Source organism: Nocardioides sp. NBC_00163, assembly GCF_045206295.1.
Classification (GTDB): Bacteria; Actinomycetota; Actinomycetes; order Propionibacteriales; family Nocardioidaceae; genus Nocardioides.
Genome location: NZ_CP108155.1, coordinates 4,836,983 through 4,862,730, shown reverse-complemented (window position 1 = coordinate 4,862,730; position 25,748 = coordinate 4,836,983). Strand labels below are relative to the sequence as shown.

Annotated in this window: 25 protein-coding genes; 6 read left to right on the top strand and 19 right to left on the bottom strand. The window is 69.8% G+C overall.

All coding sequences use genetic code 11. The features are described from left to right. Window positions 1–41 precede the first annotated feature (41 nt). The 5 genes from cimA to OG801_RS23305 all read right to left on the bottom strand — a co-directional run bounded on the left by cimA (window position 42) and on the right by OG801_RS23305 (window position 5,907). Entirely contained in the window at window positions 42–1,652 is a 1,611-nt protein-coding gene (gene cimA, locus OG801_RS23325) for a citramalate synthase (RefSeq protein WP_406031587.1), read from the bottom strand. Between the two features lie 170 nt (window positions 1,653–1,822). Then, window positions 1,823–3,328: a serine/threonine-protein kinase gene (locus tag OG801_RS23320; RefSeq protein ID WP_406031586.1), complete on the bottom strand. Its 1,506-nt coding sequence runs from the start codon at window positions 3,326–3,328 to the stop codon at window positions 1,823–1,825. Between the two features lie 146 nt (window positions 3,329–3,474). Continuing rightward, a complete protein-coding gene (locus OG801_RS23315) occupies window positions 3,475–4,554 on the bottom strand; it encodes a branched-chain amino acid aminotransferase (protein ID WP_406031585.1) in 1,080 nt (359 codons plus the stop codon). Window positions 4,555–4,674: 120 nt separating this feature from the next. Continuing rightward, entirely contained in the window at window positions 4,675–5,730 is a 1,056-nt protein-coding gene (locus OG801_RS23310) for a 3-isopropylmalate dehydrogenase (RefSeq protein ID WP_406031584.1), read from the bottom strand. Between the two features lie 9 nt (window positions 5,731–5,739). Beyond that, complete coding sequence (locus tag OG801_RS23305; protein ID WP_355021026.1) at window positions 5,740–5,907, bottom strand: hypothetical protein; 168 nt, start codon at window positions 5,905–5,907, stop codon at window positions 5,740–5,742. A gap of 267 nt (window positions 5,908–6,174) precedes the next feature. Between OG801_RS23305 and OG801_RS23300 the strand changes: the two genes are divergently transcribed. Next, window positions 6,175–6,744, top strand: a complete 570-nt coding sequence (locus OG801_RS23300; protein ID WP_355021027.1) for a class I SAM-dependent methyltransferase — start codon at window positions 6,175–6,177, stop codon at window positions 6,742–6,744. A 19-nt stretch (window positions 6,745–6,763) separates the two neighbouring features. Here OG801_RS23300 and OG801_RS23295 read toward each other — a convergent pair whose 3' ends face one another. Next, a complete protein-coding gene (locus tag OG801_RS23295; RefSeq protein ID WP_406031583.1) occupies window positions 6,764–7,459 on the bottom strand; it encodes a DsbA family oxidoreductase in 696 nt (231 codons plus the stop codon). Between the two features lie 148 nt (window positions 7,460–7,607). Between OG801_RS23295 and OG801_RS23290 the strand changes: the two genes are divergently transcribed. Next, the gene (locus OG801_RS23290) at window positions 7,608–8,525 is read left to right on the top strand and encodes an ATP-binding cassette domain-containing protein (RefSeq protein WP_355021029.1); all 918 of its coding nucleotides are present in this window, start codon (window positions 7,608–7,610) and stop codon (window positions 8,523–8,525) included. Beyond that, a complete protein-coding gene (locus OG801_RS23285) occupies window positions 8,522–9,340 on the top strand; it encodes an ABC transporter permease (RefSeq protein WP_355021030.1) in 819 nt (272 codons plus the stop codon). The genes OG801_RS23290 and OG801_RS23285 overlap by 4 nt, the downstream gene beginning before the upstream one ends. A 182-nt stretch (window positions 9,341–9,522) precedes the next feature. On the opposite strand, the gene ilvC is transcribed toward OG801_RS23285, so the two are convergent. The 3 genes from ilvC to OG801_RS23270 all read right to left on the bottom strand — a co-directional run bounded on the left by ilvC (window position 9,523) and on the right by OG801_RS23270 (window position 12,984). Next, a complete protein-coding gene (ilvC, locus tag OG801_RS23280) occupies window positions 9,523–10,548 on the bottom strand; it encodes a ketol-acid reductoisomerase (protein WP_406031582.1) in 1,026 nt (341 codons plus the stop codon). 121 nt (window positions 10,549–10,669) lie between these two features. Further along, a complete protein-coding gene (gene ilvN, locus OG801_RS23275) occupies window positions 10,670–11,233 on the bottom strand; it encodes an acetolactate synthase small subunit (protein WP_141792540.1) in 564 nt (187 codons plus the stop codon). Then, window positions 11,233–12,984, bottom strand: a complete 1,752-nt coding sequence (locus tag OG801_RS23270) for an acetolactate synthase large subunit (protein ID WP_406031581.1) — start codon at window positions 12,982–12,984, stop codon at window positions 11,233–11,235. The genes ilvN and OG801_RS23270 overlap by 1 nt, the downstream gene beginning before the upstream one ends. A gap of 376 nt (window positions 12,985–13,360) precedes the next feature. Here OG801_RS23270 and OG801_RS23265 point away from each other — a divergent pair, with 376 nt between their 5' ends. Further along, entirely contained in the window at window positions 13,361–13,843 is a 483-nt protein-coding gene (locus OG801_RS23265; RefSeq protein WP_406031580.1) for a nitroreductase/quinone reductase family protein, read from the top strand. 10 nt (window positions 13,844–13,853) lie between these two features. Here OG801_RS23265 and OG801_RS23260 read toward each other — a convergent pair whose 3' ends face one another. Beyond that, window positions 13,854–15,974, bottom strand: a complete 2,121-nt coding sequence (locus OG801_RS23260; RefSeq protein WP_406031579.1) for a prolyl oligopeptidase family protein — start codon at window positions 15,972–15,974, stop codon at window positions 13,854–13,856. 54 nt (window positions 15,975–16,028) lie between these two features. On the opposite strand from OG801_RS23260, the gene OG801_RS23255 reads away from it, so the two are divergent. Next, window positions 16,029–17,366, top strand: a complete 1,338-nt coding sequence (locus tag OG801_RS23255) for an ABC1 kinase family protein (protein ID WP_406031578.1) — start codon at window positions 16,029–16,031, stop codon at window positions 17,364–17,366. 4 nt (window positions 17,367–17,370) lie between these two features. Here OG801_RS23255 and OG801_RS23250 read toward each other — a convergent pair whose 3' ends face one another. The 3 genes from OG801_RS23250 to OG801_RS23240 all read right to left on the bottom strand — a co-directional run bounded on the left by OG801_RS23250 (window position 17,371) and on the right by OG801_RS23240 (window position 19,473). After that, a complete protein-coding gene (locus tag OG801_RS23250) occupies window positions 17,371–17,781 on the bottom strand; it encodes a VOC family protein (RefSeq protein ID WP_406031577.1) in 411 nt (136 codons plus the stop codon). 46 nt (window positions 17,782–17,827) lie between these two features. Next, window positions 17,828–18,145 (bottom strand): SHOCT domain-containing protein, encoded by a 318-nt coding sequence (locus tag OG801_RS23245; protein ID WP_355021036.1) that lies wholly within the window; start codon window positions 18,143–18,145, stop codon window positions 17,828–17,830. 71 nt (window positions 18,146–18,216) lie between these two features. After that, window positions 18,217–19,473 (bottom strand): multidrug effflux MFS transporter, encoded by a 1,257-nt coding sequence (locus OG801_RS23240; protein ID WP_406031576.1) that lies wholly within the window; start codon window positions 19,471–19,473, stop codon window positions 18,217–18,219. Window positions 19,474–19,531: 58 nt separating this feature from the next. On the opposite strand from OG801_RS23240, the gene OG801_RS23235 reads away from it, so the two are divergent. Then, window positions 19,532–19,996: a MarR family winged helix-turn-helix transcriptional regulator gene (locus OG801_RS23235; RefSeq protein ID WP_406031575.1), complete on the top strand. Its 465-nt coding sequence runs from the start codon at window positions 19,532–19,534 to the stop codon at window positions 19,994–19,996. On the opposite strand, the gene OG801_RS23230 is transcribed toward OG801_RS23235, so the two are convergent. The 6 genes from OG801_RS23230 to OG801_RS23205 are packed head-to-tail and all read right to left on the bottom strand — an operon-like array spanning window position 19,974 to window position 25,633. Further along, window positions 19,974–20,678: a GNAT family N-acetyltransferase gene (locus tag OG801_RS23230; protein ID WP_406031574.1), complete on the bottom strand. Its 705-nt coding sequence runs from the start codon at window positions 20,676–20,678 to the stop codon at window positions 19,974–19,976. The genes OG801_RS23235 and OG801_RS23230 overlap by 23 nt on opposite strands. A gap of 48 nt (window positions 20,679–20,726) precedes the next feature. Next, complete coding sequence (locus OG801_RS23225; RefSeq protein ID WP_406031573.1) at window positions 20,727–21,227, bottom strand: MFS transporter; 501 nt, start codon at window positions 21,225–21,227, stop codon at window positions 20,727–20,729. A 33-nt stretch (window positions 21,228–21,260) separates the two neighbouring features. Further along, window positions 21,261–21,824: a pyridoxamine 5'-phosphate oxidase family protein gene (locus tag OG801_RS23220; protein ID WP_406031572.1), complete on the bottom strand. Its 564-nt coding sequence runs from the start codon at window positions 21,822–21,824 to the stop codon at window positions 21,261–21,263. 6 nt (window positions 21,825–21,830) lie between these two features. Further along, window positions 21,831–23,678 (bottom strand): dihydroxy-acid dehydratase, encoded by a 1,848-nt coding sequence (ilvD, locus tag OG801_RS23215; protein ID WP_406031571.1) that lies wholly within the window; start codon window positions 23,676–23,678, stop codon window positions 21,831–21,833. Window positions 23,679–23,735: 57 nt separating this feature from the next. Beyond that, window positions 23,736–24,710 carry a M28 family metallopeptidase gene (locus tag OG801_RS23210; protein ID WP_406031570.1) on the bottom strand — a complete coding sequence of 325 codons (975 nt, stop codon included), beginning with the start codon at window positions 24,708–24,710 and terminating at the stop codon, window positions 23,736–23,738. Next, a complete protein-coding gene (locus tag OG801_RS23205) occupies window positions 24,707–25,633 on the bottom strand; it encodes a CapA family protein (RefSeq protein WP_406031569.1) in 927 nt (308 codons plus the stop codon). The genes OG801_RS23210 and OG801_RS23205 overlap by 4 nt, the downstream gene beginning before the upstream one ends. Between the last annotated feature and the right edge of the window lie 115 nt (window positions 25,634–25,748).

The window sequence follows — 25,748 nt, the reverse complement described above, 5'->3', positions numbered from 1 at the left end:
TAGTTCAATGTTTAAGTGTTGAACGCCCGCGCCCCGGGGAATCATTCCGTGACAGCGGCCCCCGGGGGTGTGGTCTCTCCCACATGCCGGCGCAGGCCGAAGGTGAGCCCGTCGACCAGGGCTTCCCACGACGCCTCGATCACGTTCGACCCGACACCCACAGTCGTCCACGACGTCGTGCCGTCGGAGGTCTCGATCAGCACCCGCGTCCTGGCGTCGGTGCCGTGTCCCTGGTCGAAGAGCCGCACCTTGAAGTCGATCAGGTCGAAGTCGGCGACCACCGGGAAGGCACGCGTGATCGCGGCCCGCAGCGCCTGGTCGAGCGCGTTGACCGGGCCGTTGCCCTCGCCGGTCTCGACGTGACGTACGCCGTCGGCGTGGATCTTCACGATCGCCTCGGTCGTCGAGCTGGTCTCCGGGCCGCCACCGCGGGCCTCGGAGATGACCCGCCAGGACTCGACGTCGAAGAACGACGGCCGGGCGCCCTCGACCTCCTCGATCAGGAGCAGCTCGAAGGAGGCGTCGGCCGCCTCGAAGGTGTAGCCACGCTGTTCGGCCTCCTTGACCCGCTCGGTCACCCGGGTCACCAGGTCGCGGTCGTCGGAGAGGTCGTAGCCGAGCTCGCGCCCCTTCAACTCGATCGAGGCCCGCCCAGCCATGTCCGAGACCAGCAGCCGCATGTCGTTGCCGACGCCGGCCGGGTCCATGTGCTGGTAGAGGTTGGGGTCCACCTTGATCGCGGAGGCGTGCAGCCCGGCCTTGTGGGTGAACGCGGAGGCACCGACGTAGGGCTGTCGGCCCGCGGGCGGCACGTTGGTCACCTCGGCCACCGCGTGCGCGACGCGGGTCGCCTCGCCGAGCAGGCCCGTCGGCAGCACCTCGCGGCCCAGCTTCAGCTGCAGGTTGGCGACCACGGAGACGAGGTCGGCGTTGCCCGTACGCTCCCCGTAGCCGTTGATGCAGCCCTGGACGTGCATCGCGCCGGCGTCGACGGCGGCCAGCGAGTTGGCGACCGCGCACCCGGTGTCGTTGTGACAGTGGATGCCGACCGCCCCCTGGGTGGCGCTGCGGACGTCGTGGACGACGTCGGCCACCCAGCCCGGCAGCATCCCGCCGTTGGTGTCGCACAGCGCGACCACCTCGGCACCCGCCTCGTAGGCCGTCTTCAGGACCTCCAGCGCGTAGTCGCGGTTGGCCCGGTAGCCGTCGAAGAAGTGCTCGGCGTCGAGGAAGACCTGCTGGCCCTCTTCGCGCAGGTGGGAGACCGTGTCGCGGATCATCGCGAGGTTCTCCTCGAGCGTGGTGCGCAGCGCGAGCTCGACGTGGCGGTCGTGGGACTTGGCGACGAGGGTGACGACCGACGCCCCGGAGTCGCGGAGCGCGGCGACCTGCGGGTCGTCAGCAGCCCTCACGCCGGCCCGGCGCGTCGACCCGAACGCCGCCAGCCGCGCGTGCTTGAGGTCGAGCTCGGAGACGGCCCGCTTGAAGAACTCGGTGTCCTTCGGGTTCGCGCCGGGCCAGCCGCCCTCGATGAACCCGACGCCCAGGCCGTCGAGGTGCCGGGCGATCGCGAGCTTGTCGGCGACGCTGAGGTTCAGGCCCTCCTGCTGCGCACCGTCGCGCAGGGTGGTGTCGTAGACGTGGAATTCCATGGCTCTGTGTCCTCGGGTCCTCGGGCTGGGCTGGGCTGGGCAACAAAAAACCCTCTCGGGAACGAGAGGGTGGCGCGTCGGGCAAGGCTCGACGCGCTAGCGAATGATGATGACGTACGTCGTCATGGCCCTGATACTGCCACGAAATCCCATCCCGGGGGACGGGCGTCTCACCAGCCGAGGAGCTCGACCCACCACGGCTCGTCGCCGCCGGAGAACTGCGAGCCATCCTCGGCGAGGGTCTGGATCGGGAAGAGCGCCAGGGTGACGACGACGGCGAACCCGAGGATCCACGGCACCCATCGCGCCGAGATCCGATGGACCGTCTTGGTCACCGGGTCCCGCAGCCGGTCGCGTCCGGAGCCGGTCCACAGCGCGCCGACGAACGCCAGGCCGGCGAAGCCCAGCGCCGCCTCGAGGGAGAGCTGCAGGGCGAAACCGAGCAGCACCGCCGCCACCACGAACCCGAAGCCCCACACCCCGACGACGAACGTCTTCGGGAGCGAACGGACCAGCCGCCAGGGAGCGCCGATCAGCAGCCGGGGCGCGTCGTGCCACTTGCGACCGCGATACCACCGCCACCGGCGCAGATCGCCGGCGGCCAGCGTGGCGGCGCGGATCAGCCACGCCGCGCCGAGCACGGCCCAGAAGCCGACGCTCGGGAAGGCGGCGATCACGCCAACGGCGAAGGCGAGCAGGCCGAGCCAGACGGCCCCGCGGCGCAGCTTCTCCAGGCCGCTGTCCTGGCGCGGCTTGCGCTGACGAAGAGGGGTGAACGGCGCGGCCGGGGTGGTGGCCTTCTCGCGCTCGGCCCGGTCACTCAGCGAGAGCTGCTCGACCGGCCTGTGCACGAACGGCCGGCGCGGCGTACGCAGCCACTCGCGCACCTCGTCCAGCGTCGGCCGGTCCGTGGGGTCGGGTGAGAGCGCCTGGCCGAGCAGCCCGCGCAGCGGCTGCGGCACCCCCTCGAGGTCGTGCTCACCGCGCCGGGCGCGGTCCATCAGCTTCATCGAGTTGCCCTCGCCGAAGGGCGGCCGGCCGGTCGCTGCGTACGCCACCACGGAGGCCCACGAGTGCACGTCCGAGGCCGGGGTGGCCGGGTCGCCGACCGCGATCTCGGGCGGCAGGTAACCGGGGGTGCCGATCAGCAGGCCGGTCACGGTGATCTTCGGGTCGTCGGCCACGCGGGCGAGCCCGAAGTCGATCAGGATGGGCGTACGCCCCTCCATGATGATGTTGGCCGGCTTGATGTCGCGGTGGAGGACGCCGACGGCATGGCAGTCGGCGATGCCCTCGGCCAGATCGCTGGCCAGCTGCTCGACCTCCTCGCGCGAGAGCACGCCCTCGTTGACGATCTTGTCGTGCAGCGTCGGCCCCGGGACGTAGCGGGTGGCCAGCCACGGCACCTCACCCCACGGGTCGGCGCCGACCACGCCGGCCACCCACCTGCTCCGCACCCGCTGCAGCGAGGAGACCTCGCGCGCGAGCCGATGGCGGCCCTCCTCGTCCCCCACGAACTGGGTACGCAGCACCTTCAGCGCCACCCGCTCACCGCTCGTGCGGTGGCTGGCCAGATGGACCCGTCCCATCCCGCCCTGTCCCAGCAGGGAGAGCAGGTCGTAGTCACCAACGGTGTCCCGTTGGGTCGCCGGGAGACGGCGAGGGGCTGTCGTCACGAGACAAACCTTATCCGCCGCAGCCGACACCCCGCCCAGGCGTCACCCGCGTCGGCCGAGACGTCGCTCGCGTCGGCCGACACGGCACCGATCTGCCATGTCGATTCGCGGGAGTGACGCCTCGACCTGCGTACGTGACCTCTCGGCTAGACGATCTTGCGCATCCAGCCGAAGGTGTCCTCGGCCCGGCCGAACTGGATGTCGACGAGCTGCTTGCGGATGGTCTTCCAGACCTCGCCCTCACCGGCGGAGGCGATGGAGCCGCCCTCGTGGACGAGCTCACCGACCGGGGTGACGACGGCGGCAGTGCCGCAGGCGAAGACCTCGGTGATCTCGCCGGACTCGACGCCGGCCTTCCACTCGTCGATGGCGAACTTGCGCTCCTCGACGGTGTAGCCGAGCTTGCCCGCGAGCTCGATGATGGAGGCGCGGGTGATTCCCTCGAGGATCGTGCCGGTCTCGGGGGTGACGATCCGGCCGTCGGCGTGGACGAAGTAGAGGTTCATGCCGCCGAGCTCCTCGACGTACTTGCCCTCCTGCGCGTCCAGGAAGACCACCTGGTCGCAGCCGTTGGCCGACGCCTCGGCCTGGGCGACCAGGGAGGAGGCGTAGTTGCCGCCGGTCTTGGCCGCGCCCATGCCGCCGCGGCCGGCGCGGGTGTAGTCCTCGGTGAGCCAGATCCGGACCGGCTTCACGCCGCCCTTGAAGTAGGAACCGGCGGGTGAGGCGATGACCATGTAGGTCACGTGCTGGGCCGGGCGCACGCCGAGGAACGACTCCGAAGCGAACATGAAGGGCCGCAGGTAGAGGCTCTTCTCATCGCTCTCCGAGGCCTCGGGCACCCAGCGCTGGTCGACCTTGACCAGGTCGAAGACGGTCTGCACGAAGTCCTCGATCTCGAGGACGGGCAGCGCGAGCCGCTCGCTCGAGCGGGCCATCCGGGCGGCGTTGGCCTCGGGCCGGAACGACCAGATCGAGCCGTCCGCGTGCCGGTAGGCCTTCATCCCCTCGAAGATCTCCTGGGCGTAGTGCAGCACGGCTGCCGACGGGTCCAGGCTGAGCGGTGCGTACGCCTCGATGCGACCGTTGTGCCAGCCCTGTTCGGGCGTCCACTCGACGGTGAGCATGTGATCGGTGAAATGGTTGCCGAAGCCTGGGTTCGCCAGGACCTCCGCGAGCTGCTTGTCGGTGGCCGGTTGGGTCGACAATGTGGTGCTGATCTCCATGACCATGAGATTAGTCCTGTTCTACGAGTGCTGTGCCATTGCGGCAGGGGTAAGTGATGCGGACGGACGAAGGGGCCGGGCGCAGATTCGTCTGCGCCCGGCCCCTTCGGGGATGAGCGTCTAGCTGGCTACGCGGGCGGCGATCGCGTCGCCGACCTCGGAGGTCGTACGTGGCTCGGAACCGCGCTCGGAGAGGTCGGCGAGCACGGCGGCGTCGATGGCGGCGGCAGCCTCGGGGTGACCGAGGTGCTCGAGCAGAAGGGCCCCGGACAGGATGGCCGCGGTGGGGTCCGCCTTCTGCTGGCCGGCGATGTCGGGGGCGGAGCCGTGGACCGGCTCGAACATCGAGGGGAACTCCCGGGAGGAGTTGATGTTGCCGGAGGCGGCCAGGCCGATGCCGCCGGTGATGGCGGCGGCGAGGTCGGTGATGATGTCGCCGAAGATGTTGTCGGTGACGATCACGTCGAAGCGGGCCGGGTCGGTGGCGAGGAAGATCATCACCGCGTCGATGTGGAGGTAGTCCACGGCGACGTCGGGGAACTCCTCGGCGACCTGCTGGGTGATCCGCCACCACAGCGAGCCGGCGTTGACGAGCACGTTGGTCTTGTGGACCAGGGTCAGCTTCTTGCGCGGGCGCGCCTGGGCACGGGCGAAGGCGTCGCGTACGACCCGCTCCACGCCGTAGGCGGTGTTGATCGAGGTCTCGGTGGCGACCTCGTGCGGGGTTCCGACCCGCATCGCGCCACCGTTGCCGACATAGAGCCCCTCGGTGCCCTCGCGCACCACGACGAAGTCGATCTCGCCCTTGTCGAGCACGGCCGGCGACAGCGGGGAGATCGCCCCCGGGAAGAGTCGCGACGGACGCAGGTTGACGTAGTGGTCCAGCTCGAAACGGAGCTTGAGCAGGAGCCCGCGCTCCAGGATTCCGGGAGGCAGGTTCGGGTCGTTCGGCTTGCCGCCGATCGCGCCGAGCAGGATGGCGTCCTGCTCCTTGATCTCGGCGAGAACGGACTCGGGGAGCACCTCACCGGTGGCGAGATAGCGCTCGGCGCCGAGGTCGTAGCGGGTCTGCTCGAACTTCACCGGAGAGGCGATCTCGAGCACCTTCAGCGCCTCGGCGGTCACCTCCGGTCCGATGCCGTCGCCGGGGATCACTGCGAGGTTGGTCGTAGACATACGGCGAGACTAGTTGTCGTCGGGCAGCTGGCCGCCGTTGTCCCGCAGGTCGAGCGCCTGCTGCACCGCGGCGATGGTGTTCTCGACGCTGTGCGGGTTGTCGGGGTCGTGGCTCGCCGGGCCCCACTCGCGGCCCTTGTTGTATTCGGCAGGGCTCTCGGGGTACATCGCGTACATGGCTTCTTTCCTTCACACATCGGGGAAACAGAGGGTGTGGGAGAGAAGCCGGGGTCTTTGGAAGACGGAAGCCACCGCGACGAGGTGGCTTCTCCTGCGGTCGTTACCGCCGGGCCCCGTCGCGGCACTCGAGTACGAGAAAAATGCTCCGCATGGTGTTCTGACGTTAACCCGGCAGACGCTTCCAGAGAGCAGATCTGGACGAATGGTCCGCCATCCGAGACACCCGTGCGCGCGCTCACACGCGATATCGGGAAGACTGGCCCTGTGAGTGCACCCCCAGAGCTTCCGGACATCGTGACCCGCGCCTTCGACGTCTCCCGTCGCGCGGGCTATGTGTCGTTCTGCCGCAACGAGACCGGGCGGCTGCTGGCGACTCTGGCGGCCACCCGGAGCGGCACCATGGCCGAGTTCGGCACCGGGTGCGGTGTCGGCACCGCGTGGCTGCGAAGCGGCGTACGCGGGGAGGCCGCCCACATCGTCTCCGCCGAGCTCGACGAGCACCTAGCGAAGGAGGCCGCCGAGATCTTCGCCGACGACTCGCAGGTCGAGGTGATCGCAGCCGACTGGGGCATCCTGCGCGACCGTGGCCCGTTCGCGCTGCTCTTCCTCGACGCCGAGACCCCCGGCGGGGTCTCCCCCGACCAGCTCTCCGACCTCGTCGAGGAGGGCGGCATCGTCGTCATCGACGACCTCATCCCCACCGACCTGTGGCCGCCGATCGTCTACGGCCGCGTCGACAGCCTGCGCGAGTCCTGGCTCACCGACGAGCGCTTCACCACCGTCGAGGTCATGGTCGCCGCCGACACCAGCGTCCTGCTCGCCACCAAGCGCTAGGCCGTTCCGGCCCGGCGGCTCAGATCGCGCAGCCGTCGGGACCGCAGGCGTCGCCCTCGCCGACGAGCGTGAGCGCCGGCTTGGTCTCGGCGTGCACCTTCTCCAGGAGCTGGCTGAACAGGTCGGTCGGCTGGGCGCCGGAGACGCCGTACTTCCCCTCGACGACGTAGAACGGCACCCCGGTCGCGCCGTAGGCGCGGGCTTGGTCGATGTCGGCCTGCACGTCGCCGGCGAACTCGTCGCTCGCGAGGACCTCGTCCACCCGGCCGGCGTCGAGGCCGACGTTCACCGCGGCCTGCTTCAGGACGGCGTGGTCGCCCATCGACTCACCGCGGGTGAAGTACGCCGCGAGCAGCTCCTCCTTGAGCACGGCCTGCTTGCCCTCGGCCTTGGCCAGGTGGAGCAGCCGGTGGGCGTCGATGGTCCGCGCGTGCGGGGTGTCCTCGTGACGGAACTCGAGCCCGGCCGCGGCGGCGGGCACGTTGGCCTGCTTCATCATCTCGCGGGCCTGGTCGACCGAGGCGCCGAACTTCTTCGCCAGGGCCTCGACCGTGGTCTCGACGGGCACCTGCGGCGCGCTGGGGTCGAGTTCGAAGGAGTGGTAGACGATCTCGACGTCGTCGCTGTGCTCGAAGCGCTCCAGGGCTTCCTCGAGGTGGCGCTTGCCGATGTAGCACCAAGGACAGACAACGTCGGACCAGACATCAATACGCATGCTCTGAGAACGTTTCGTCCGGTACGAAACATTCCACAGCGGACTGATCTACCCCGAGACGGTCTCAGGGGAGATCAGGGGAAGGTCCAGGCACCCGCCAGGGATCTGCCCGACGCGCCCGAGGGCCGCCTGGCACCAGGCTCGGAGCATGATCCAGATCGATGCCCTCTCCAAGAGGTACGGCAGGTTCACGGCCGTCGACAACGTGACCTTCACCGCCGAGCCCGGCCGGGTGACCGGCTTTCTCGGCCCCAACGGCGCCGGCAAGTCCACGACCATGCGCATCCTGGTCGGACTCACCGATCCGTCCTCCGGCAGCGCCCACCTCCTGGGCCGCCACTTCTCCCAGCTGCCCAACCCCGGTCGCGAGGTCGGGGTGCTGCTGGACGCCTCCGCCCAGCACGGCGGCCGCACCGGCCGGGAGATCCTGACCCTGGCCGCCCGCACCATGGGGCTGCCGAAGTCCAGCGTCGCCGAGACCCTCGACCGGGTGAGCCTGACCGAGGAGGAGGCCGGTCGTCGCGTACGCAACTACTCCCTCGGGATGCGGCAGCGGCTCGGCATCGCGACGGCCCTGATCGGCGACCCCGAGGTGCTGATCCTCGACGAGCCGGCCAACGGCCTCGACCCGGCCGGCATCCGCTGGATGCGTGACCTGCTGCGTGGCTTCGCCGACGACGGCGGCACCGTGCTGCTCTCCTCGCACCTGCTGCACGAGATCGAGGTGATCGCCGACGACATCGTGGTCATCGGCAACGGCCGCATCGTGGCGCAGGGCACCAAGCAGGAGCTGCTCACCAGCGGCGAGACGTACGCCCGTTCCAGTGATCCCACCTCACTCGGCCGAGCCCTCCAGCGGGCCGGCCACACCGCCGAGCTCACCACCGAGGGAGCCGTCCTAACCGACGCCGACCTCACCACCGTCGGCCAGATCGCCTTCGACACCGGGCTCGTGCTGACCGAGCTCCGCGCCGCCGACGGCGCCGGCCTGGAGGAGATGTTCCTCCAGCTCACCGCCGAGACCCAGCGCGACCATCTCGAAACCCTGGAAGGGAACGCAGCATGACCACCACGACCATCGCCCCGGAGCCGGTCAACCCCGCCGCGGTACGCCGCCGCGAGCGGGCCGTGCCCGCCCCGATCCCCTTCGGCCGTATCGCCGGCGTCGAGCTGCGCAAGATGTTCGACACCCGGTCCGGGTTCTGGCTGATGGCCAGCCTGGTCGTGCTCGCCCTGGCCGCGACCGCCGCGATGCTCATCTTCGTGAACGCCGACGACCTCGACTACGAGAGCTTCGCTACCGCCTGGGGCATCCCGATCTCGGTGATCCTGCCGATGATCGCGGTGCTCGCCGTCACCAGCGAGTGGAGCGCCCGCAGCGCTCTGACCACGTTCACCCTGGTGCCCGGGCGAGGTCGGGTCATCGCCGCGAAGGCACTGGTCACCGCCATGGTCGGCGTCGTCTCGATCGCGGTCGCGGCGGTCGTCGGCGCGCTCGGCTACCTCGGCGCCGCCACCATCATGGACCTCGACCCGGTCTGGAACCTCTCCTTCGGCGAGCTCGCCCGGGTCACCCTGGTCCAGGAGATCGGGATGTTCATGGGCTTCATGCTCGGCATGGTCTTCCGCAGCTCCCCGGCAGCCATCGTCGCCTACTTCGTCTACTCCCTCGTCCTCCCGACCGTCTCTTCGGCCCTGGCGTCGACCAACACCTGGTGGGCCGAGCACGCCAACTGGTTCGACCTCAACTGGGCGACCATGAACCTCTACTCCGAGACGACCGCCAAGATGTGGGCACAGCTGGGGGTCGCCAGCCTGATCTGGCTGATCATCCCTACGATCGTCGGCCTCCGCCTGGTCCTCAAGTCCGAGGTCAAGTAACCCGCCGAGTCGGCGCAAGCTGACCACAAATCCAGCCGAGTCGGCGCGTTAGAACGCGCCGACTCGGCTTGGGTTTTGACGAACAGTTGGGGTCAGCGGGCGGCTGAGCCCGAGCGACCCTTCGGGCCGCTGGGTCGCTTGCTCGGCGAACAAGCCAACGCTCGCTGGCGCTCGCGAGCTCGTTACCTCGCTGCGCTTCCCTCGGTGTAGTCGTCGTCGGACTGGCTCCACGAGAAGTGGGCGCGCAGGGCCTTGCCGGTGGCCTCGATCGGGTGACCGGCCTCCTCCTCGCGCAGCTTCTGGAACTCGGCCGCGCCGTTGTCCTGGTCGGCGATGAAGCGGGCGGCGAAGGAGCCGTCCTGGATCTCGGCGAGCACCTGCTGCATGGTCTCCTTGACCTTCGGGCCGATGACCCGCGGGCCGGAGACGTAGTCGCCGTACTCAGCGGTGTCCGAGATCGACCAGCGCTGCTTGGCGATGCCGCCCTCCCACATCAGGTCCACGATGAGCTTGAGCTCGTGGAGCACCTCGAAGTAGGCGATCTCGGGCTGGTAGCCGGCCTCGGTGAGCGTCTCGAACCCGGCCTGGACCAGGTGGGACACGCCGCCGCAGAGGACAGCCTGCTCGCCGAAGAGGTCGGTCTCGGTCTCCTCGGTGAAGGTCGTCTTGATGACGCCGGCGCGGGTGCCGCCGATGCCCTTGGCGTACGACTTCGCGAGGTCCCACGCGGACCCGGAGGCGTCCTGCTCCACGGCGATGATGTCCGGGATGCCGCGGCCGGCGACGTACTCACGACGGACGGTGTGGCCCGGGGCCTTCGGGGCGACCAGGATCACGTCGACGCCCTCGGGCGCCTTGATGTAGCCGAAGCGCACGTTGAAGCCGTGGCCGAAGACGAGGGTCTTGCCGGCGGTCACGTGGGGCGCGAGCTGGTCGTTGTAGAGACCACGCTGGTGCTGGTCGGGGGCGAGGATGACGATCACGTCGGCCTCGGCCGCGGCGTCGGCCGGCGCGAGGACCTTGAAGCCCTCCTCCTCGGCCTTGGGGGTCGACTTCGAACCGGGCTGCAGGCCGATGCGCACGTCCACACCGGAGTCACGCAGGTTGAGCGCGTGGGCGTGGCCCTGGCTGCCGTAGCCGATGACGGCAACCTTCTTCGCCTGGATCAGCGCGAGGTCGGCGTCGTCGTCGTAGAAAATCTCAGCCACGAGGGCTTCTCCTTTGGGTTTGGTGATTCTGGGGAACTTATCGGGGTTTTCCTGCACTTCTCAGGTGTTGCAATGCCAGAGAAGTGCAGGAATACCCGGTTAACCGGGTATTCCGCCCGGCTCAGACCGCGGAAGGCGGAGCAGGCACAGCCACGGATCGCAGGCTGCGCTCGGAGATCGACCGGGAGCCGCGGCCCATGCCGACCATGCCGGACTGGGAGAGCTCACGGATGCCGAAGGGCTCGATGACCCGGAGGAAGTCGTTGAGCTTCCCGGTGTTGCCGGCGAGCTGGACGATGACGGTGTCGGTGGACACGTCGACGACCTTGGCCCGGAAGAGCTGGATGGTGTCGAGCACCTGGCTGCGAGTCTCCGTGGTGGCGGTGATCTTGACCAGCATGAGCGCGCGCTGGACGCGCGTCTCAGGCTCGAGCTCGACGATCTTGATCACCTCGACCAGCTTGTTGAGCTGCTTGGTGACCTGCTCGAGGGGGGTGTTCTCGAGATTGACCACGACCGTCATGCGGGAGAGCTCGTCGTGCTCGGTCGGCCCCACCGCGAGAGATTCGATGTTGAAGCCGCGGCGCGAGAAGAGCGCGGCCACGCGGGCCAGGACGCCGGGCTTGTTCTCGACCAGGACGCTCAGCGTGTGCTTGCCGCCGGTCTTCACGGGCTGGATGCTCATCAGAGGTCGTCCTCGTCGAACTCGGGCGCGAGGTCGCGCGCGTACTGGATCTCGTCGTTGGAGGAGCCGGCGGCGACCATCGGCCACACCATGGCGTCCTTGTTGACCCGGAAGTCGACGACGACGGGCATGTCGTTGATCTCCATGGCCTTCTCGATGGTGGCGTCGACGTCGTCGGCGGAGTCGCAGGCGAGTCCGACGCAGCCCATGGCCTCGGCCAGCTTGGGGAAGTCAGGGATGCGCTTGGGCTGGCCGTGGGACTGCAGGTTGGTGTTGGAGTAGCGCTCGCCGTAGAAGAGCGTCTGCCACTGGCGCACCATGCCCAGGTTGTCGTTGTTGATGATCGCGACCTTGATCGGGATGCCCTCGATCGCGCAGGTGGCCAGCTCCTGGTTGGTCATCTGGAAGCAGCCGTCGCCGTCGATCGACCACACCGTGGAGTCCGGGCGGCCGACCTTCGCGCCCATCGCGGCCGGGACGGAGTAGCCCATCGTGCCGAGGCCACCGGAGTTGATCCAGGTGTTGGGGTGCTCGTAGCCGATGAACTGCGCGGCCCACATCTGGTGCTGGCCGACGCCGGCGGTGAAGATCGTCTCCTCGCCGGAGATCTTGCCGAGCCGCTCGATGACGTACTGCGGCGAGAGGCCGTCCGCGGGGAGGTCGTAGCCGAGCGGGTACGCCTTCTTGATCCCGGCCATGAACGCGACCCAGCCCTCGTAGTCGCCCTCCTTGCCGGCTTCCTTCTCGGCGGTGAGCACCGTGATCAGGTCGGTGAGGACCTCACGCACGTCGCCCACGATCGGGACGTCGGCGTAGCGGTTCTTGCCGATCTCGGCCGGGTCGATGTCGGCGTGGATCACCTTGGCGTTGGGGGCGAAGGAGTCCAGGTTGCCGGTGACGCGGTCGTCGAAGCGGGCACCGAGGCTGATGATCAGGTCCGACTTCTGCAGGCCGGCGACGGCGGGGACGGTGCCGTGCATGCCCGGCATGCCGAGGTGCTGCGGGTGGGAGTCGGGGAAGGCGCCGCGCGCCATCAGGGTGGTCACCACCGGGATCCCGGTGAGCGTGGCCAGCTGCAGCAGCTCGCGGTGGGCGCTGGAGCGGATCGTGCCGCCACCGACGTACAGGACCGGCTTCTTGGCCTCCAGCATCAGGCGCGCCGCCTCGCGGATCTGCTTGGCATGCGGCCTGGTCACCGGGCGGTAGCCCGGCAGGTGGAGCTCGGTCGGCCACCGGTAGGTGGTGGTGGCCTGCAACGCCGACTTGGTGACGTCGACGAGGACCGGACCCGGCCTCCCGGAGGAGGCGAGGTGGAAGGCCTCAGCGACCCGCAGCGGGATCTCCGCGGGGTCGGTGATGAGGAAGCTGTGCTTGGTGACCGGCATCGTGATGCCGCGGATGTCCGCCTCCTGGAAGGCGTCGGTGCCGATCATCGCCGCGCCGACCTGGCCGGTGATGGCCACCATCGGCACGGAGTCCATGTTGGCGTCGGCGAGCGGGGTGACCAGGTTGGTCGCGCCCGGGCCGCTGGTGGCCATGCAGACCCCGACCTTGCCGGTCGCGGCGGCGTAGCCCTGGGCAGCGTGGCCGGCGCCCTGCTCGTGACGTACGAGGATGTGGCGGATCTTCGAGTCCATCAGCGGGTCGTACGCCGGAAGGATCGCTCCTCCCGGAATGCCGAAGATGTTCTCGGCCCCCGCTGCTTCCAGCGACTTGATCAGGCTCTGCGCGCCTGTCATCTGCTCGCTCATGTCCGCCGTCCTACTCATCAGAGCTGTCTACTCATGGGCTGTGCTCGGTCATTTGGCTTGGGCTGCTTGTGCAACAAAAAACCCTCCGGCCCGGCGGGCAACGGAGGGAGACGCGTCGTCTGGGGCCAGTGGCTCCTAGGCGACGCGCCTGATAAGTACGAGAATGCTGTTCAGCATGCCCACACGTTAACCCCATGTGTCGCGCCGTGTCACCTCACCCTATCGCGCGTCCCATGATCTGAGATCACCGTCCCAGTATCTGTCAGTCGTTCGGCTGGAGCGGATCTCAGGGTTCTCACCGAAGCGACCGGCCCGCCGCCGTCGATACGCTGGCCGGACAAGTGGATCTCGGGTCTGACTGCCCATGGAGGCAACGATGTCGACCGACGAGAAGAAGAAGTCCCCGTGGCTGCCGCCACGCTGGTTCATCCGCGCCGCGTGGTGGTTCCACCGCCGGCTGTACGCCGCGGGCGGGGCCCGCTTCCTGCGCCGCCCGCGCGCCGGCCGGGCTGGCATGCTCAGGCTGACCACGGTCGGGCGCCGCACCGGACAGGAGCGTTCGGTCATCGTCTCCTATGTCCCCGACGGGTCCGGCTACGCCACGCTCGCCATGAACGGCTGGGCCGACCCCGCCCCGGCGTGGTGGCTCAACCTGCAGGCGCATCCCGAGGCACGCGTGGAGACGGTCGAGGGCGGCGTACGCGAGGTGCGTGCGCGCGAGGCCGTCGGCCCCGAGCGCGACCGGCTCTGGGAGCTGCTCGCAGCCGTGGACGACGGGTGGGGCGAGCTCGACGACTTCGCGGCTCGCCGCTCGCACCCCACCCCCGTCGTGGTCCTGGAGCCCACCGGGCCCGAGTAGCGGACCCGGCTCAGGCCAGGCCCAGCCGCTCGCGCAGGAAGGTCCAGGCGAAGGCGGAGAGGTGGGCCGACTGCGCGTTGTTGGCGGCGCCGCCGTGGCCGCCCTCGATGTTCTCGTAGTAGGTGACGTCCTTGCCGGTCGCGGCCAGGAGCGCGGCCATCTTGCGGGCGTGGCCGGGGTGGACGCGGTCGTCCTTGGTGGAGGTGGTGAGCAGGACGGGCGGGTAGTCCCGGGCGCCGTCGAGCAGGTGGTAGGGCGAGAAGGTCTTGATGAACTCCCACTCCTCCGGCACGTCCGGGTCGCCGTACTCGGCCATCCAGCTCGCCCCGGCGAGGAGATGCGAGTAGCGCTTCATGTCCAGCAGCGGCACCTGGATCACGACCGCGCCGAACAGCTCGGGGTAGAGGGTGAGCATGTTGCCGGTCAGCAGCCCGCCGTTGGAGCCGCCCTGGATCCCGAGGTGCTGGGCGTCGGTCACGCCGGTCTCGACGAGGTGGCGGGCGACGGCGGCGAAGTCCTCGTACGCCTTGTGCCGGTTCTCCTTGAGCGCCGCCTGGTGCCAGGCCGGGCCGTACTCCCCTCCCCCGCGGATGTTGGCGACGACGTAGACGCCGCCCTCGCTGAGCCAGGACCGGCCGACACCGGCGGAGTAGCCCGGCGTCATCGGGATCTCGAAGCCGCCGTAGCCGTAGAGCAGGGTCGGCGCCGGTCGGCCGCTGCCGGCGAGGGCGGCCTCGGCACCGACGATGAAGTAGGGAATCCGAGTGCCGTCCGCGGAGGTGGCGAAGCGCTGCTCGGCGCGAAGCCCCGCGGTGTCGAACCAGACCGGCGCCGACTTGAGCGGCTCGATCGTCTCCGCACCGATCTCGGTCAGCCCGTACGTCGTGGGAGTCAGGTAGCCGCTGGTGACAACCCAGACCTCGTCGGACTCGACCGCGTCGACGGCGCGGGTGCCGACCGCGGCCACCGGGTCTGTCGCGGGGAACACGGAGCGCGTCCACTCGCCGGAGGACGACGGGGTGAGCACATGGAGTTGGTTCTTGACGTCCTCGAACACGTTGAGGACGAGGTGGTTGCGGGTCCAGGTCGCCCCGGCGAGCGAGGTCTTCGCGGTGGGCTCGAAGAGCACGGTGAGGTCGCGCTCACCGGCCAGGAACCGCTCCGCGTCGGTCGCGAGCAGCGAGCCGGCGGCGTACGTCGTTCCGGCGACGGTCCACTCGTCGCGAAGCTCGATGACGAGCCACTCGCGGTGGAAGCCGGCCTCGGCGGAGTCGGGGATGTCGAGCTTGGTGAGGGTCTGCTCGGGGGTGCCGGGGTCGGTGGCGACGTAGGTCTCGGACTTGTAGAACGCGATCGAACGGCTGACCAGGTCGCGCTCGAAGCCGGGGGTGTGGATGCGGCGGGCGGAGATGTACATGTCCTCGTCGGTGCCCTCGTAGACCACCGCCGCGTCCTCGAACGGGGTGCCACGGCGCCACAGCTTCACGATCCGCGGGTAGCCGCTCGGAGTCAGCGATCCCGGGCCGAAGTCGGTGAAGACGTAGACCGCGTCGGGACCGCACCAGGAGAGCGCGCCCTTCGCGCCGCCCTGCTCGACGGCACGGGTGAAGCCACCGTCGGCCGGGTTCACGAAAGCCTTGGTGATCAGGTCGAACTCCCTCGTCACGTCGGCGTCCGAGCCGCCCGGGGAGAGGTCGACGAGCACTTTGCGCCACGGCTCGCCGGGCTCGGGGCGGAGCACCGAGGCACCGTGCCAGACCCAGCTCTCACCCTCCTCCTCGGCGAGCGCGTCGAGGTCGAGCAGGATCTCCCATTCGGGGGTGTCGGTGCGGTAGGACTCCGGCGTGGTGCGCCGCCAGATGCCGCGCTCGTGGTCGGCGTCGCGCCAGAAGTTGTAGAGATGCTCGCCGAGGCGCGAGACCTCGGGCACCCGGTCGTCGGAGTCGAGGACCTCGAGGATCTGCGCCTCGATCTTGGCGAAGACGGGATCGGCGCCGACGCTCGCGTGAGCCTCCTCGTTGCGAGCCCGGACCCAGACCAGCGCCTCGACCCCTTCGACCTCCTCCAACCAGCCGAACGGGTCCTCCCCGGCGGGGTCGAGCGGGGTCACGATCGTCAGCTCAGAGGTCATGCCGGAAGGCTACTTCGGGGTGTGCAAGTTGCAGCCGACAGGCACAATTGCGGCATGAACGAGGCGGAGGGGTCGTCGAAAGGTTTGCCGCGGCGAGCGGCGACGCGGACGGCGAAGCTGGCCGCGCTGCCGATGGGGTACGCCGGGCGCAAAGCGCTCGGGCTCGGAAAGCGGATCGGGGGCAAGCCCGCCGAGGCGGTGCTGGCCGATGTGCACCAGCGTACGGCCGACCAGCTGTTCCGCACCCTGGGCGAGCTCAAGGGTGGCGCGATGAAGTTCGGGCAGATGCTCTCGGTGATGGAGGCGGCGCTGCCGGAGTCGCAGGCGGCCCACTACCGCGCCCAGCTCACCCGGCTCCAGGACTCCGCTCCCCCGATGCCGACCGGGATCGTACGCGGCCTGCTGGCCCGTGACCTCGGCACTGACTGGTCCGAGCAACTGGTCGAGCTCTCCGAGAAACCGGCCGCCTCGGCCTCGATCGGGCAGGTGCATCGGGGCCGGTGGTCCGACGGCCGCGAGGTCGCGGTGAAGGTGCAGTACCCGGGCGCCGACGAGGCGCTGCGAGCCGACCTGCGCCAGATCGGCCGGGTCGCGGCGATCGGCAACGCGGTGGTTCCCGGGATGGACGTCAAGGCGCTGGTCGCCGAGCTGCAGGAGCGGGTCGTCGAGGAGCTCGACTACCCGAAGGAGGCCGGGGCCCAGCACGTCTTCGCCGAGGCGTACGCCGACCATCCCCTCATCGACGTCCCCGATGTCGTCGCGGTGGGGCCCTCGGTGCTCGTCACCGAGTGGGTGGAGTCGGAGGGCTCGATCGCGAAGGTGATCGCCGAGGGCACTCCCGAGGAGCGCGACCACTACGGCGAGCTGCTCGCCCGGTTCTGGTTCTCCGCGCCCGGGCTGACCGGGATGCTCCACGCCGACCCGCATCCGGGCAACTTCCGGGTCCTTCCCGACGGCCGCATGGCCGTGCTCGACTTCGGGCTTGCCGCGCGGCTCCCCGAGCGGGGCTTCCCCGAGCCGATGGGGCGGCTGATCCGGATCGCCGCGACCGGCGACGCGGATGCCCTGGTCGCGGGCCTGCGCGACGTGGGCTTCATCCGCGAGGGCATCAAGGTCGAGCCGCAGCACGTGCTCGACTACCTGGCGCCGTTCGTGACCCCGGCGCTGGAGGAGCGCTTCCGGTTCACCCGGGAGTGGATGCGCGAGGAGTTCAAGCGGATCAACGACCCCAAGGATCCCGCCTACACGGTTGGCCTCAAGCTCAACCTGCCGCCGTCCTACCTGCTCATCCACCGGGTCTGGCTCGGTGGTCTCGGGGTGCTGGCGCAGCTCGACGCGGAGGCGCCGTTCCGGTCGATCCTCGAGGAGTATCTGCCCGGGTTCGCGGGCTGAGGGGTCAGGGCAGCAGCGTCTGTCCCACCGGGCCGGGGTTGTAGGCGATCTCCCAGCGCACGCCGTCGGGGTCGGCGAAGTAGCCGGTGTAGCCGCCCCAGGCCCGCTCCTCGGCAACCGAGGCGTCCCGTCCGAGCGACCGGGCGAGCTCCAGGACGCTGTCGACCTCCTCGCGGGTGGCGACGTTGTGGGCGAGAGTGAACGGCGCGACGCCGTCGGCGACGGCGATCGTGCCGACCTCCTCCTCGAACTCGCCCCGATCCCACAGCGAGAGGATGACGTGCTCACCGACGCGGATCATGATGACCCCGTCCTCCTCCAGCTCGGGGGCCCAGCCGAGGCCGTCGACATAGAACGAACGGCTCGCCGCCACGTCGGCGACGGCCAGGGTGATGAAGCTGATGCGCTGGTCCATGACAGCAACACTGCCATGGACCAGCGGGGGCGTCAGGCGTCCACTGTCAGGCTTCCTTGGGCCGGCCCGGCTTCTCGCGGAGGACGTCGCGACGAGCCCGGTACTCGTTCTCGTCGATCTCGCCCGCGGCGTACCTCTCGGCCAGCCTGGCCTCGCCCGCGCGCCGCGGCCCTTCGGCCACCCGCTTGCGGTTGAAGAGGACGACCGCGGTGATGATCGCCGCGATCACCAGGAACCACAGGATCGGGAAGATCGGCCAGAACGCCGGCGGCCCTCCCCCGTCGTGCCATGGTCCGTTCTCGCGCCACGGGCCCCAGTTGTCGCCGGTCACGGCGAGGGTCGCCACCGTCTCGTTGATGCTCATTGCTCGTGTCCTCTCTGTTGGGCTTCTCGATGCCCTCCAGACTGCTGCGCGCGAGCCACCCGCACATCGGCTCAGGAGCGGGGGCTGCGTACGCAATCGTGCGTAGGCCGCCCCGCGAGGACGAACGCGACACAGGCGATGACCGCCGAGGTCACCATCACGATCGCCGCCGGCACGGCGGTGCCCTCTCCGCCGAGACTGACCAGCGGCGAGACCAGCGCGGCGAGCCCGAACTGGAGGGCGCCGAGTAGGGCCGAGGCGCTGCCGGCGGCACGAGGCACCGACTCGAGAGCGAGCGCGGTCGCGTTGCCGAAGACCAGGCCGAGGGGCGCGACGGCGACGAAGACCGCGACGGCGAGGAGACCGACCGGTAGGCCGGTGAGCGCGATGGCCAGGAACAGCACGGTGCCAGCGAGAGAGACCGCGAGCCCGAGCCCCACCAGGCGGCGTACGTCGACCCGGCCGGCGAGGTTGGCCGAGGCCGCGCTGACGATCATGAGGGCGAGCGCGTTGAGGCCGAAGAGCAGGCCGTACGCCATCTCGCTGAGGCCCATCATCTCCTGGTAGAGGAACGGCGAGGCCGAGATGTAGGCCATCATCACTGCGAACCCGAACGCGAAGGCCAGCGTGTGGCCGACGTAGCCCCGCGAGCCGAGCTCACCGGCCACCGACCCCTGGTCGACCCGGGCGGCGCGGAGCTCGGCGCGGCGGACGGGCGGCAGCGACTCGCGTACGACCGCGAGGACCACCACGAGCATCAGCACCGCGATCGCGAGCACGACGGCGAGCACACCGCGCCAGCCGAGCGGCCCGGCGATGAAGCCGCCGGCCAGCGGCGCCACGACCGGGGCGACGCCGCCGACGACCATCATCAGGCTCATCGCGCGTGCTGCGGCGGGCCCGTCGGCGCGGTCGGAGACGATCGCGCGGCCGAGCACCATGCCCGCGGCCCCGGACAGACCCTGCACGAGCCGGGCAACGACGAGGAGCTCGACGGTCGGCGCGAAGACGGTGGCGAGGCTCGAGAGCACGAAGACCGCGGCACCGACGAGAAGAGGCGTACGTCGCCCGACCCGGTCCGAGAGCGGCCCGAAGGCGAGCTGGCCCACGGCGACGCCGACGAGGAACGCCGTGAGCGTCAGCTGGATGCTCGTGGCGTCGGTGCCGAGGTCGGTCACCATCGCCGGGAACGCCGGGAGATAGAGGTCGGTCGCGAAGGGCGCGACGGCGGAGAGAAGGGCGAGGACGAGCAGCAGCGCCGGCCCGATCGCGGGAACGGCAGGCCGAGGCGGCGGCTCGAGGGTGGAGGTGGCGGCGGGCGAGGTCATGCGTCCAATATTAGTTATGTTTTCATAATTATGAAAGAGCAAGCACTAGACTGCGAGCATGCTTACTCGCGCCGACGCCGACGAGCTCGCCGACCTCGCGGAGATCGTCTCGACCCTCGCCCGCGACATCGAACGCCACCACGCCGGTGATCCCGGGATCACCGAGCTCACGACGGGCGAGCAGGCGGTGATGCGCTACGTCGACCGCCACCCCGGTGCCACCCCCAGCGAGATCGCCCGGGACGTCGGCATGCAGCGGCCCAACATGAGCGCCACGTTGCGCCGACTCGAGGACAAGGGCCTCGTCGTACGTTCGGAGGGCGTCGGCGACAGACGGGGCAAGGTCGTCACCCCGACGCCGCACGCCGCCGAGAACCTGCGCCGACTGCGCGCGGTGTGGAGCGACGCGCTCGCCCCGGCGGCGGGCGAGCCGGACCTGGCCGAGCTCACCGCCCGGCTCAGCGCCATCCGCGACCTCGTCGCGGCCAACCGCGACAGGCTCAGCGCCGGGTCAGGTCGCTGAGCGCAACCCGCTGACCACCGTCGGCATCGAAGTTGTCGGGCGCGAGCCAGCGCTCGTGGCCCTCCCGAACGCCTCGCCACTCCTCGGCGGTCACCGAGAACCAGTCGGTGTCGCGGTTGCGGCCCTTGACGACCATGTGGTTGCGGAACCGGCCCTCATAGCTGAACCCGAGCCGCTCCGCGGCCCGCCGGGACGGTTCGTTGAGCGAGTCGAGCTTCCACTCGAAGCGCCGATAGCCCAGCGTGTCGAACGCGTGCCGCATGAGCAGGTGGATCGCCTCGGTCGCCGCTCTGGTGCGGGCGAGCGCGGACCCGAAGAGCACTCCGCCGACCTCGATGCTCCCGTTCGCCGGATTGATCGCGTGGTAGCCCGCGACCCCGCTCGCCCGGCCCTCCCGCTCCCCCTCCTTCGGGACGAATGCGAACGGCACGACGTCGACCGCGTCGACGAGCCCCGCCAGGTGCATCCACAGGTCCTGCAGCGAGGTCGGCATCGCGATCGGCCGGTAGGTCCACAGGTCGGCGTCGTCGGGGCCGCAGACCGCGGCGTAGAGGTCCGAATACTGTGCCGACGAGAGTGGCGCGACCCGGACGTAGCGTCCCTCGAGGGTCACCGGTTCGGGCCACGGCCGCGCCTCCCAGCCTTCGACGACAGCACCGACGGGATACGAAAAAGCGGTCACGGCGGTCATTGTCTCCGACCGCCGTGACCGTTGCTCGGGAGGCCGCGCTCAGGCGGCTGCCGCGTCCACCGTGGCGAGCGAGCGCCGGGCGCTGCCGAGGGCGAGCATCCCGATCAGGCAGCCCAGGAGCAGCACCCCGGCCAGGACCATCACCGACTCCACCGCGAACCTGTCCGCGAGCGGCCCGAAGACGATCATCGAGACCGGCATCGACACCGACATGACGATCCCGTAGAACCCGAACACCCGGCCGCGCATCGAGTCCTCGACCTGCTCCTGCAGGACCGTCGCGGCGGGCACCAGCAGCGTCTGGAAGAGGACGCAGATGACCAGGCCCGCGATGGAGAACACCCAGAAGTCGGTGGAGACGCCCAGCCCGATGACGAGCACCCCGACACCGATCGAGGCGGCCACCATCAGCCGCGCCCGGCGCTTCACCCGGGGCCCGAAGACGGCCATCATCGCGCCGCCGACGACCATCCCGACGCTCCAGAACAGCTCGTTGACGCTCAGCATCCAGACCTCCTCGCCGAAGCTGCGCGTGATCACGGTTGCCGCCGGTTTCGACAGTCGCGGAGACGGCTACTCGGGTGCAGGGTCGAAATCGAACGCCGGGAGCCCGTCGAGACTGGCCAGGTTCTTCCGGCGCCGATACTCGGCCGACCCATCGACTCCCTTGCGCTCGAAGTACGCCGGAAGCAGGTCGCGCTCGCCGACGTACGACATCAGCGGGACGGCGAAACCACAGGAGTCGGAGACCCGCTCGATGTCAACGACGACGACCGCCCGGGCACCGGGAAGGTCCGCGAAGCGGCCGGCCAGGTCGGCGTACTCCTCGTCGTAGCGGGTCACGACCCGGCCGCGACCGTGGAAGCGGACGATGTTCGGCGCCCCGTCGAAGGCACAGAACATCACCGTGATCCGGCCGTTCTCACGCAGGTGCGCGATCGTCTCGCTGCCACTCCCGGTGCCGTCGACCCACGCGAAGGTGAGCTCGTCGAGCATCCCGAAGGTGCCCGGGATCCCCCGTGGCGACACGTTGACGTGGCCCTCGCCAGAGAGCGCTGCGGTGGCTACGAAGAAGACGACCTGGCGGTCGACGAACTCCCGCAGCCGGCCCTCGACGCGCGCATGAACCTTTCCCACGCCCGTTTACTCGGGCACGAGGCGGTAGGCGCCGTCGGAGGCCGAGGTGGCCATCGAGGCGTACGCCCGCAGCGCCGCGGAGACCTTCCGGTCCCGGTCTGCCGGGGTGTAGGGCTTGTCCCGCTTCTCCTGGGCGACGCGACGCTGGTCGAGGACCATGTCGTCGACGTCGAGGGAGATCGAGCGGTTCGGGATGTCGATGGAGATCTGGTCGCCGTCCTCGATGAGAGCAATCAGGCCGCCGCCTGCTGCCTCCGGGGAGACGTGTCCGATCGAGAGGCCGCTGGTGCCGCCGGAGAAGCGGCCGTCGGTGATCAGCGCGCACTTCTGGCCCAGACCACGGCCCTTGAGGAACGAGGTCGGGTAGAGCATCTCCTGCATCCCCGGCCCACCCTTCGGGCCCTCGTAGCGGATCACCACGACGTGGCCGGCCTCGACCTTCTTGGCGAGGATGCCGTCGACCGCGGCGTCCTGGGACTCGAAGACGATCGCGGTGCCGGTGAAGGTCAGGCAGTCGTCGGGAACACCGGCAGTCTTCACGACACAGCCGTCGGGGGCGATGTTGCCCGACAGGATCGCCAACCCGCCGTCTTCAGAGTAGGCGTGCTCGAAGTCGCGGATGCAGCCCTCGGCGGCGTCGGTGTCCAGGCTCGCCCAGAGGTTCTCGGTGGAGAACGCCTCGGTCGTACGCACCCCACCCGGGGCGGCGAGGAAGAGGTCGAGCGCCTCCTGACTGGGGTTCTCCGCGCGGATGTCCCAGGTGCCCAGCCACTCGTCGATCGTGTCGGAGTGGATGGTGTGGACGTCCTCGTTGAGCGCACCACCACGGCGCAGCTCGCCGAGGAGGGCGGGGATGCCGCCGGCGCGGTGGACGTCCTCCATGTGGTACTTCGGGCTGTTGGGGGCGACCTTGCTCAGGCACGGCACTCGGCGCGAGATCGCGTCGATGTCGTGGACGTTGAAGTCGAGCTCCGCCTCACGCGCGGCCGCGAGCAGGTGCAGCACGGTGTTGGTCGAGCCGCCCATGGCGACGTCGAGGGCGACCGCGTTCTCGAAGGCGCTGCGGCTGGCGATGTTCCGTGGCAGGACGGACTCGTCGCCCTCCTCGTAGTAGCGGCGGCACAGCTCGACGACCGTACGTCCCGCCTCCTCGAAGAGCGCGCGGCGCTTCGCGTGGGTGGCGAGGGTCGACCCGTTGCCCGGCAGGCTGAGGCCGATGGCCTCGGTGAGGCAGTTCATCGAGTTGGCGGTGAACATGCCGCTACAGGAGCCGCAGGTCGGACACGCGGAGCGCTCGACCGTGTCGAGCAGCTCGTCGCTGACCGCCTCGTTGACCGAGAGCACCATCGCGTCGACCAGGTCGAGCTTGTCGTGGACCAGGCCCTCGACGGCGACCGTCTTGCCAGCCTCCATCGGGCCGCCGGAGACGAAGACGACGGGGATGTTGAGACGCAGGCTGGCCAGCAACATGCCGGGGGTGATCTTGTCGCAGTTGGAGATGCACACGATCGCGTCGGCGCGGTGCGCCTCGACCATGTACTCCACCGCGTCCGCGATCAGCTCGCGGCTCGGCAGCGAGTAGAGCATCCCGGCGTGGCCCATCGCGATGCCGTCGTCCACGGCGATCGTGTTGAACTCCTTGGCTACTCCCCCGGCCTCCTGGATCTTCTCGGCGACGATCTTGCCGAGGTCACGGAGGTGGACATGGCCGGGCACGAACTCGGTGAACGAGTTGGCGATCGCGATGATCGGCTTGCCGAAGTCGTCATCGGTCATGCCGGTCGCGCGCCACAGCGCGCGGGCACCCGCCATGTTGCGGCCCGAGGTCGAGGTTGCGGAGCGAAGAGTGGGCATGCCAGAAGGCTAGACCGGTTCGGGTGGATCGTTCGACCCGGCGACGAACGGCGGACGTCAGGCGAGCCAGGCAAGCATGATCCGGCCGGTGCGCACGAGCTGGGCCGGGTCGACGACGTCGGGTGTGTCGGCGGGTGAGTGGTAGGCGGCGTATGGAGTCGAACCGAGGCGCACGCCGGGCAGGCCCGCCCGTACGAAGGACCAGTGGTCGCTGGAACGGTTGGGGGTCTGGGAGCAGGCGGTGGTCGGCACCTTCGCGCGCCTTGCCGCCGCTCGGAGGCTCGCCAGGGTGCGGTCGAGTCCTGGGCGTGCGCCGCACGCCGGGACAGCCTCCCCTACGCCGACCCGGTCCAGTGAGACCATGGCGGCCAGCGACCTGCGCTCGACGGGCGTGAGGGACGCAACATACGCGCGAGAGCCGTAGTGGTGGTCGTCGTCGGTCTCGCCTCGCGGCTCCTCGGAGCCGAAGACGACCAACCGCACCGGCACCCTCGTCGACCGTCCTGCGGCCGTCTCGGCGATCGCCAGCAGCACAGCCACGCCGGACGCGTTGTCCTCCGCACCCGGTGCCTGCGGGACGGTGTCGAGGTGGGCACCGACCAGGAGCCACGGCTGCCCGGGGCGTACGTCTCCTCTGTCGGCGACCAGGTTGACCGACTCCCCCGCGCTGACCGGGATGCCCCACGAGACTCCGGCAGGCGTCTGGAACCGCTGTCGGTGCACCTGCCAGCCGAACCCTGCCAGCTGTCCCTCGACCCAGGCTGCGGCTCGATGGTAAGCGGGCGACGTCCCGGGTCTCGGGCCGATCTCACCCGCCAGATGGCGTACGGCGTCGGTCGCTGTCCCGACGCGGAGCTGCTCGGGTGTCAATGGCGGGGCGGCCTGGGTCCCGCTCGGGGTGGGCGAGGGCTTGGACGCGGTGGCCGGCGCTGTCGCGGTGGTTGTCGGAGAGGTCTCGGGGGTCGGTGGCGCCTCACCGCACCCGGTGAGGACGAGGAGGGACCCGGCCGCGAACGCGATGCGACGGATCATGGCCTCGCCTGCCCAAGGATCCGGGCCGCCTCACGACCACCCACCACGCGTGGAGCAAACGTCTCGGGATCCATCCGGTAGGGCACGAGGTTCAGATCCTCCAGCGTGGCGCCGCGGAAGGTCGCCTCGAGAACGACGCCCTCCATCGTCTGGGACATGAAGTCCATGTCGAAGACGAAGTTTCCGAGCGAGTGGATGACCGGTACGCCGCCGACCCGCTCGAGCGGCTGGACCCAGTGCGGGTGGCCGCCGGCGACAAGATCCGCCCCGGCAACGACGAGACGACGGGCGACATGGCGCTGGATTGCCTCGGGGCGATGGGTGTACTGCGTACCCCAGTGCGGCAGCACCACCACGACGTCGGCAACCTTCTCGGCGGCTCGGACCTCCCGCTCGACCCGGCGCAGGTCGGCATCGACGAGAGGACCCGTACGTGGCGGCATCCGCACCGAGAAGGCGCCCGGGTCGCTCCTCGTCGCCCGAGGCGTCTCGCCGATCGCGTTGAACCCCAGGAACGCGAAGGTGATCCCGGCTCTCTCCACCACGGCCGGCCGGGCAGCCGCGTCGAGATCCCGCCCTGCCCCGAACGGCACGATCCCCGCCCCCGATAACGCCTCGACCGTCTCCGTCAGCGCCCGGTCACCGAAGTCACCTGTGTGGTTGTTCGCCAACGAGATCGCATCGAAACCAGCCTCCCGCAGAGGCCGCAACAGCTCCGGCCCAGCACCGAAGGAATCGCCACCCTGAGTCGGACTCCCTGCTTTCGACAACGTCGACTCGAGATTGCCTACGGTGATGTCAGCGCCCGCCAAGCGCGCCTGCATCGGAGCCAGCGCCGCCGCCGCATCGGGCACCCCGCGGGTCAGCATCAGATCCCCGACGACGGTCAGCCGCACTCGCGGCTCCGCAGCAAGGGTGGGCACCGGGACCGACGAGGACGAGGGAGGGGCCTGCGTCGTTGGGGACCCGACTGGTGTGCCGGCGCCACAGGCGGACAGCGCGCATACGAGCACGGCGGTGAGCCAGTGGCATCCCATA

Coding starts and splice junctions, on each gene's coding strand:
- OG801_RS23290 (WP_355021029.1), top strand. CDS start 7,608: ATGATCCAGATCGATGCCCTCTCCAAGAGGTACGGCAGGTTCACGGCC.
- OG801_RS23260 (WP_406031579.1), bottom strand. CDS start 15,974: ATGACCTCTGAGCTGACGATCGTGACCCCGCTCGACCCCGCCGGGGAG.
- OG801_RS23270 (WP_406031581.1), bottom strand. CDS start 12,984: ATGAGCGAGCAGATGACAGGCGCGCAGAGCCTGATCAAGTCGCTGGAA.
- OG801_RS23235 (WP_406031575.1), top strand. CDS start 19,532: ATGCTTACTCGCGCCGACGCCGACGAGCTCGCCGACCTCGCGGAGATC.
- ilvD (WP_406031571.1), bottom strand. CDS start 23,678: ATGCCCACTCTTCGCTCCGCAACCTCGACCTCGGGCCGCAACATGGCG.
- cimA (WP_406031587.1), bottom strand. CDS start 1,652: ATGGAATTCCACGTCTACGACACCACCCTGCGCGACGGTGCGCAGCAG.
- OG801_RS23245 (WP_355021036.1), bottom strand. CDS start 18,145: ATGAGCATCAACGAGACGGTGGCGACCCTCGCCGTGACCGGCGACAAC.
- OG801_RS23305 (WP_355021026.1), bottom strand. CDS start 5,907: ATGTACGCGATGTACCCCGAGAGCCCTGCCGAATACAACAAGGGCCGC.
- OG801_RS23310 (WP_406031584.1), bottom strand. CDS start 5,730: ATGTCTACGACCAACCTCGCAGTGATCCCCGGCGACGGCATCGGACCG.
- OG801_RS23265 (WP_406031580.1), top strand. CDS start 13,361: ATGTCGACCGACGAGAAGAAGAAGTCCCCGTGGCTGCCGCCACGCTGG.
- OG801_RS23285 (WP_355021030.1), top strand. CDS start 8,522: ATGACCACCACGACCATCGCCCCGGAGCCGGTCAACCCCGCCGCGGTA.
- OG801_RS23210 (WP_406031570.1), bottom strand. CDS start 24,710: ATGATCCGTCGCATCGCGTTCGCGGCCGGGTCCCTCCTCGTCCTCACC.
- OG801_RS23295 (WP_406031583.1), bottom strand. CDS start 7,459: ATGCGTATTGATGTCTGGTCCGACGTTGTCTGTCCTTGGTGCTACATC.
- OG801_RS23250 (WP_406031577.1), bottom strand. CDS start 17,781: ATGGACCAGCGCATCAGCTTCATCACCCTGGCCGTCGCCGACGTGGCG.
- ilvN (WP_141792540.1), bottom strand. CDS start 11,233: ATGAGCATCCAGCCCGTGAAGACCGGCGGCAAGCACACGCTGAGCGTC.
- OG801_RS23315 (WP_406031585.1), bottom strand. CDS start 4,554: ATGGAGATCAGCACCACATTGTCGACCCAACCGGCCACCGACAAGCAG.
- OG801_RS23240 (WP_406031576.1), bottom strand. CDS start 19,473: ATGACCTCGCCCGCCGCCACCTCCACCCTCGAGCCGCCGCCTCGGCCT.
- OG801_RS23255 (WP_406031578.1), top strand. CDS start 16,029: ATGAACGAGGCGGAGGGGTCGTCGAAAGGTTTGCCGCGGCGAGCGGCG.